This window comes from Mycobacterium sp. UM_Kg1, assembly GCF_000972925.1.
Classification (GTDB): Bacteria; Actinomycetota; Actinomycetes; order Mycobacteriales; family Mycobacteriaceae; genus Mycobacterium; species Mycobacterium hiberniae.
On sequence record NZ_JRMK01000172.1, the window covers coordinates 1 to 7,237 of the forward strand.

A 7,237-nucleotide genomic window follows, 5' to 3' on the forward strand; every position below is an offset into this window, starting at 1 on the left:
CGGCGGTAAGGGCGGCGACGGCGGTGCCGGTGGTACGGCCACCAACGGCAAGGCCGGTAGCCAGGGTGTCGGCGGGGTCGGCGGTGCCGGCGGTGACGCCGGTGCGGCGGGCAACGGCGGCGATGGTGGCCGCGGTGCCGGCGGCGGCGCTGGTACGACGGCCGGTGCTGGTGGTGCCGGTGGTGACGGCGGCGAGCGCGGTGCGGTCGGGGCCGGCGGCCAGGGCGGTAACGGTGCCGGCGGTGCGGCTGCCGATGGCCAGCAGGGTGCGGAGGCCGTCGGTACCGGGAACGGCGGTAAGGGCGGCGACGGCGGTAACGGCGAAGCCCAGACCGGTCAGGACGGTGGCGCCGGTGGCCGTGGCGGCAACGCCGGACCCGAGGGTGACGGCGGCAAGGGCGGCAACGGCGGTGCCGGCGGTCAGGGAACCACGGGTGGCACCTCGCCGGTTAAGGGCGGCCCCGGCTACACCGGTGGTATCGGCGGTGTCGGTGGCATCGGCGGCGACGGCGGTAGCGGCGGCTGGATCTCCGGCGACGGCGGTGCCGGCGGTAACGGTGGCGTCGGTGGTACCGGCGGCCGCGGTGGTCCCGGTCAGAGTGGCGAAACCGGCGAAGCGGGTGGTGGCACCGGCTACCAGGGCGGACCCGGCGGCGGTGGCGGTATCGGCGGCGACGGTGGTGCGGGCGGCAACGGCGGCACGGCGGCCAACGGTGTCACCGGCGCCGGTGGCAACGGTGGTAACGGCGGCGGTGCCGGCACCGGCGGTGGCGGCGGTACGGGTGGTACCGGCGGCCAGGGGACCGAGGATCACCCGAGCGGTGGTCAGGGCGGCCCCGGCGGCCCCGGCGGTACTGCCGGCACGATCGGCGGCACCGGTGGATCCGGCGGTACGGGCAGCCCGAACGGCCAGGATGGATCCGACGGCGGTGCCGGCAAGGGCGGCAGTATGGGCCACCCCGGCGCGTACGGCGCGAACTACTGATCGGAGTCCGGTCCGCGATTACCCGGCAAGCAGCGAGGCCCCCACGCCCCGGCGTGGGGGCCTCCTCGCTGTCTGGGGAGATGGGGTACCGGAGGAACCGTCCGAGCTCCGGTGGCGCCGCGCGCGCGTCGTGAGTGGTTGCCCGGACCGCCGCAGCCCGCGGCCTACGGCGCAGTTGGCATGGCCACGCGCTTCGTCGTGCGGGAGCCCCCCGCGGCTGGCGGGCTGACCGTTCGCGGCGTCGTCAGACGCCGGCCACGGGTGAAGCCTTAGGGCTCGCAGATGACGATCGGGATCTCCCGATCGGTCCAGGCCCGGTAATTGGCGAAGTCGGGGTACATCGCGTCGAGCTTGGGCCAGTAGTCGGCCCGCTCGGCATCGCTGGCATCGCGGGCACGCAGCGACAGCACCTCGTTGCGGATGCGGAAGCTGACGTTCGGGTTGGCTTTGAGATTGAAGTACCACTGCGGGTTGTTGGCGCGCCCACCCTGGGAAGCCACCAGGATCACCCGGCTGCCTTCCCGCAGAAACAACAGCGGGGACTCCCGCAACTGACCGGATTTGCGGCCCGTGGTGGTGAGGATGCCGACCTCGGGAACCTCACCGAAACGCTTGGAGCCCAGCCGCCACTTTCGGCCGACTCGGCCGCCGGTCGCCTTGTAGGCCCAGGTGTTGGCCCGAGACATCCACTTGATGAATTTTCCGGTGGCCGGCGAATCGAGCGCCTTCGGCTTCTCGGGTATGTCGCGGTTGCTCACGGGTTCACTCTAACGGTGGATGAACGGACGAATCCCCGCGCGGATGTGGTGGATGACCGCAGTGCCGTCAGGGCTTTCGGCTGGAATGCGGAACACCTCGTCCACATGGGAGCACACCCGGGCGCCCAGCAGCGACGGCTTGGTGATGATGTCGTAGACCGCCCGCACGTCGTCACCGTCGATGCTGTACTTCGGCAACGTGGCCGCCGAGATCAATCGAAATTGCGGACCGCGGTTGAGGCTGCGGCGCAGATGGTTTCCCGAGAACCCGGTCTTGATTCCGACCTCGATGCGGACACAGTCCGGGCTGAACCGGACCGCCGAGGCATCGTGGCTGACCAGCGCATCGATATAGGCCTGCGCCGCGGCGATGCGCTCGCTCTCGGGAACCGGAGCCACTAGATACGCTCGATGATGGTGCCGGTGGACAGTGCTCCGCCGGCACACATCGTGATCAGGGCGGTCGACTTGTCGGTGCGCTCGAGCTCGTGCAGTGCCGTGGTGATCAACCGGCTGCCGGTGGAGCCCACCGGGTGGCCCAGGGCGATGGCCCCGCCGTTGACGTTGACCCGGTCCATGTCCGGCTTGTGCACCGCGGCCCAGGACAGCACGACCGAGGCAAAAGCCTCGTTGATCTCCACCAGGTCGATATCGCCGATCTTCATGCCGGCCTTCTCCAGCACCTTCGCGGTGGACTGCACCGGACCGTCGAGGTGGTAGTAGGTCTCCGAGCCGACGTTGGCCTGGCTGATGATGCGGGCACGGGGCTTGAGCCCCAGTGCCTTGGCCTTGTCCTCGTCCATCCACAGCACCGCGGCGGCCCCGTCGGAGATCTGCGACGAGGTACCGGCGGTGTGGATACCGCCCTCCATGACCGGGTTGAGTGCCGCAAGGCCCTCGGCCGTGGTGTCACGCAGGCCCTGGTCGCGGCTGACGATGTTCAGCTCGGCGGTGGGTTGCTTGTTCTCGTCGATGACCGGGGCCTCGATCGGGGAGATCTCCCGGTCGAACCGGCCCTCGGCCCACGCCTGCTTGGCCAGTTGCTGGGACCGCAGTCCGAGCGCGTCGACGTCGGCGCGGGTGATGCCCCGACGCTTGGCGATGCGCTCGGCCGCCTCGAATTGGTTGGGCAGGTCGATGTCCCACGACGCCGCGCGGGCGCCGCCGCCGTTCGCGCCGAGGGGAACCCGGCTCATCGCCTCGATGCCGCAGGCGATGCCGATGTCGATGGCGCCGGCGGCGATGAGGCCGGCGATGAGGTGGTTGGCCTGCTGCGCGCTGCCGCACTGGCAGTCGATGCTGGTGGCGCCGACATGCTCGGGCAGCCCGGCCACCAGCCAGGACTGCCGGGTGACATTGTTGCCCTGCTCGCCGAACTGGGTGACACAGCCGCCGATGACCTGCTCGACGCTGCCCGCGTCGATGCCGGCCTTGGTGATCAGTGCCTTCTGCACCGCCCCGAGAAGTTCGGTGGCGTGCAGGCCGGACAACCAGCCATTACGTTTGCCGATCGGGCTGCGGGTGGCTTCGACGATGACAGGATTACCCATGCGGCCAGGCTAGAACACGTTTCATTAGTCTGACAAGCGACGATGCGACACTGCCTTTGATCTGCGGTCGGGGCGTGTTTCAATGGTCGCAATCAGGCACTAGACGGTGTTGTTCCTGCTCCCGGGTTCAAACGTCGTCGAACCGACACAGTTACCTAACCGAACACCCTAGGAGTAGAGACATGGGCTGCCCCGCCATCCCCAGCGACTTCGACTTCCTCGACTCCGAGATGAGCTTGAAGGGCCTACCGGTCAACGAGCTCGCTGAGCTGCGTAAGTCTGAACCGGTGCGCTGGGTCGACGTTCCCGGGGGAACCGGAGGTTTCGGCGACAAGGGTTACTGGCTGGTGACCAAGCACAAGGACGTCAAGGACGTCTCGCTGCGCAGCGACGTCTTCTCCAGCGCCATGAACGGAGCGATCCCGGTCTGGCCGCAGGAGATGACTCGTGAGGCGGTCGACCTGCAGCGCGCGGTCCTGCTGAACATGGATGCGCCGCACCACACCCGGCTGCGCAAGATCATCTCCCGGGGCTTCACCCCCCGCGCCCTGTCGCGGCTTGAGGACGAGCTGAAGGCGCGCGCACAGAAGATCGCTCAGACCGCGGCGGCCAACAACACCGGAGACTTCGTCGAGCAGGTGTCCTGCGAACTGCCGCTGCAGGCCATCGCCGAACTGCTCGGTGTGCCTCAGGACGATCGGGACAAGTTGTTCCGCTGGTCCAACGAGATGACCGCCGGCGAAGACCCCGAGTACGCCGACGTGGACCCGGCAATGTCGTCCTTCGAAGTCATCAGCTACGCCATGAAGATGGCCGAGGAGCGGGGCGTGAACCCGACTGATGACATCGTCACCAAGCTGATTCAGGCCGACGTCGACGGCGAGAAGCTCAGCGACGACGAGTTCGGCTTCTTCGTCATCATGCTGGCGGTGGCCGGCAACGAGACCAGTCGCAACTCGATCACGCACGGCATGATCGCCTTCTCGCAGAACCCCGACCAGTGGGAACTGTTCAAGCGGGAACGGCCGCAGACCGCCGTGGACGAGATCATCCGTTGGGCCACACCGGTTTCGGCATTCCAGCGCACGGCGAGCGTCGACACTGAGATCTCCGGCGTCAAGATCAAGGCCGGCGAGCGCGTGGTGATGTCCTACCGTTCGGCCAACTTCGACGAAGAGGTGTTCGACGACCCGTTCACCTTCAACATCCTTCGCGACCCGAACCCGCACGTCGGTTTCGGCGGCACCGGGGCGCACTACTGCATCGGCGCGAACCTGGCCCGCCTGACCATCAACCTGATCTTCAACGCGGTCGCCGACCACATGCCCGATCTGAAGCCGATCGGCGAGCCGGAGCGGCTGAAGTCGGGCTGGCTCAACGGCATCAAGCACTGGCAGGTCGACTACTCGGGCAAGTGCCCGGTCGCGCACTGAGCAGACTGACGGCGTAGACGAATCAAGGAGGATTCGGGTGGATTTCACACCGAACCCCGAGCAGCAGGCTGTCGCCGATGTGGTGACGTCGGTGCTCGACCGCGACAACACCTGGGAAGCGCTGGTCTCCGGCGGTGTGGCGGCGCTGGGGGTCCCGGAGCGACTGGGCGGCGACGGCCTGGGGCTCGCAGAGCTGGCCACCGCGCTGACCGAGATCGGCCGGCACGGCACCGTCGGTCCGGCGCTGGCAACCCTGGGGCTGGGCCTGTTGCCCCTGCTGGATCTGGCGTCGCAAGCGCAGCAGGACCGGTATCTGGCCGAAGTTCCCACCGGCGCGGTGCTTTCGGCTGCGCTGAACGAGCCCGGACAACAGTTGCCGGAGCACCCCAAGACCAGCTACGCCGAGGGAAAGCTCAACGGCATCAAAAGCGGTGTGGCCTACGCCGAGACGGCGGCATGGCTGATCGTCTCCTGCGATCAGGGCGTGGTGGTGGTCTCTCCTGACACCGCCGGTGTCACGCTCACCAAGACGCCGACGTCGAATGGATCCGACGAATACGTGGTGACCTTCACCGACGTGGCGGTGGGGCAGGCCGACGTCCTCGAGGGCGCCGAGGTGCGTCGCCTCAACCAATTGGTGCTGGCGGCCACGGGTGCGTTCGCGGCGGGACTGGTTGCCGGGGCACTGCGGCTGACTGCCGACTACGTCGCGACCCGCGAGCAGTTCGGTCGCCCGCTGTCGACTTTCCAGACGGTGGCGGCACAACTCTCTGAGGTCTACATCGCCTCTCGGACAATCGATTTGTTGGCCGTCTCCACGGTGTGGCGGCTGGCCGAGGGGCTCGACGCCGACGAAGACCTGAACATTCTGGGTTATTGGCTGACCTCGCAGGCCCCGCCGGCGATGCGCCTCTGCCACCACCTGCACGGCGGTATGGGTATGGACATCACCTATCCGATGGACCGCTACTACTCCTCGATCAAAGACGTGACTCGGCTGTTGGGTGGTCCGAGCCACCGCCTCGACTTGGTGGGAGCGTAATGTTCATCGACCTCACGCCCGAGCAGCGGGCGCTGCAAGCCGAACTGCGGGAATACTTCTCGACTCTCATCACGCCCGAAGAAGCGGCGGCGATGGAGTCCGATCGCCACAACGAGGCCTATCGCGCCGTGATCAAGCGGATGGGCAGCGACGGCAAGTTGGGGGTCGGCTGGCCCAAGGAATACGGCGGTCTGGGGTTCGGCCCCGTTGAGCAGCAGATCTTCATCAACGAGGCCAACCGGGCCGACATCCCGCTGCCGATGGTCACGCTGCAGACCGTCGGACCCACCCTGCAGGCGCTCGGCACCGAAGAGCAGAAGAAGAAGTTTCTGCCCGGAATCCTTTCCGGCGACGTGCATTTCGCCATCGGTTACTCCGAGCCCGATGCCGGGACCGATCTGGCCTCGCTGCGCACGACTGCGGTCAGGCACGGTGACGAGTACATCGTCAACGGGCAGAAGATGTGGACCACCGGTGCCCACGATGCCGACTACATCTGGCTGGCATGCCGGACCGACCCGAGCGCAGCCAAGCACAAGGGCATCTCGATCCTCATCGTCGACACGAAGGACCCGGGCTACTCCTGGACCCCGATCATCTTGTCCGATGGGGCGCATCACACCAACGCCTCCTACTACAACGACGTGCGGGTCCCGGCCGACATGCTGGTCGGTGAGGAGAACGGCGGCTGGAAGCTGATCACCACTCAGCTCAACCACGAGCGGGTCGGTCTCGGTCCGGCGGGCCGCGTGGCCGGCATCTACGACCAGGTCCACGCCTGGGCGTCCAAGCCCGGTTCCGACGGCGTCACCCCGATCGAGCACGATGACGTGAAGCGTCTGCTGGGGCAGATCAAGTCGATCTGGCGGATCAATGAGCTGCTCAACTGGCAGGTCGCTGCTTCCGGCGAGACCATTGCCGTTGCGGACGCCGCCGCCACCAAGGTGTTCTCCACCGAGCGGATCCAGGAAGTGAGCCGCCTGGCCGAGGAGATCGTCGGGCGGTTCGGCAACCCGGCGGACCCGGAGACCGCCCAGGTACTCAACTGGCTGGACAAGATGGCCAAGCGCAACCTGGTGATCACCTTCGGCGGAGGGGTCAACGAGGTGATGCGCGAGATGATCGCCGCATCGGGCCTCAAGGTCCCGCGGGTGCCACGATGAGTCGAGGAGACCGATGAGCGACCTTTCCTCCGGGATCGAACAGATACTGGCGTCGGGCCGGAGCAAGCCGCGGGTCGGCCGGGATCCGGTGAACCAGCCGATGATCCGCCACTGGGTCGACGCGCTCGGCGACACCAATCCGATCTACACCGACGAGGACGCCGCCCGTGCGGCGGGACACCCGGGGATAGTCGCGCCGCCGGCCATGATCCAGGTGTGGACGATGATGGGCCTGGGGGGACAGCGGCCCGCCGACGACCCGCTGGGCAAGGTCATGGAACTGTTCGACGGGGCGGGTTATGTCGG

At 67.6% G+C, this 7,237-nt stretch carries 7 protein-coding genes and 1 pseudogene; 4 read left to right on the forward strand and 4 right to left on the reverse strand.

Features of this window, described 5'->3' with window-relative positions; translation table 11 throughout:
* The 4 genes and pseudogenes from LI92_RS23890 to LI92_RS18640 all read right to left on the reverse strand — a co-directional run.
* Nucleotides 1-958, reverse strand: a pseudogene (locus LI92_RS23890) (hypothetical protein); the annotation flags it as partial.
* 296 nt (nucleotides 959-1,254) lie between these two features.
* Complete coding sequence (locus LI92_RS18630; protein ID WP_502691479.1) at nucleotides 1,255-1,671, reverse strand: nitroreductase family deazaflavin-dependent oxidoreductase; 417 nt, start codon at nucleotides 1,669-1,671, stop codon at nucleotides 1,255-1,257.
* Between the two features lie 81 nt (nucleotides 1,672-1,752).
* On the reverse strand, nucleotides 1,753-2,142 hold the full coding sequence (locus LI92_RS18635; protein WP_046321579.1) for a DUF8021 domain-containing protein: 390 nt from the start codon (nucleotides 2,140-2,142) through the stop codon (nucleotides 1,753-1,755).
* A complete protein-coding gene (locus tag LI92_RS18640) occupies nucleotides 2,142-3,293 on the reverse strand; it encodes a steroid 3-ketoacyl-CoA thiolase (RefSeq protein WP_046321581.1) in 1,152 nt (383 codons plus the stop codon). Before LI92_RS18640 ends, LI92_RS18635 begins: the two co-directional genes overlap by 1 nt.
* A gap of 182 nt (nucleotides 3,294-3,475) precedes the next feature.
* On the opposite strand from LI92_RS18640, the gene LI92_RS18645 reads away from it, so the two are divergent.
* From LI92_RS18645 to LI92_RS18660, 4 genes are all read left to right on the forward strand, one after another.
* Complete coding sequence (locus LI92_RS18645) at nucleotides 3,476-4,726, forward strand: cytochrome P450 (RefSeq protein ID WP_046321584.1); 1,251 nt, start codon at nucleotides 3,476-3,478, stop codon at nucleotides 4,724-4,726.
* A 37-nt stretch (nucleotides 4,727-4,763) separates the two neighbouring features.
* Nucleotides 4,764-5,768, forward strand: a complete 1,005-nt coding sequence (locus LI92_RS18650; RefSeq protein WP_046321585.1) for an acyl-CoA dehydrogenase family protein — start codon at nucleotides 4,764-4,766, stop codon at nucleotides 5,766-5,768.
* Nucleotides 5,768-6,931 carry an acyl-CoA dehydrogenase FadE29 gene (gene fadE29 / locus LI92_RS18655; protein ID WP_046321587.1) on the forward strand — a complete coding sequence of 388 codons (1,164 nt, stop codon included), beginning with the start codon at nucleotides 5,768-5,770 and terminating at the stop codon, nucleotides 6,929-6,931. Before LI92_RS18650 ends, fadE29 begins: the two co-directional genes overlap by 1 nt.
* Before the next feature lie 13 nt (nucleotides 6,932-6,944).
* Nucleotides 6,945-7,237 (forward strand): FAS1-like dehydratase domain-containing protein (locus tag LI92_RS18660; RefSeq protein WP_046321591.1); only part of this gene is annotated, 293 nt, incomplete at its 3' end.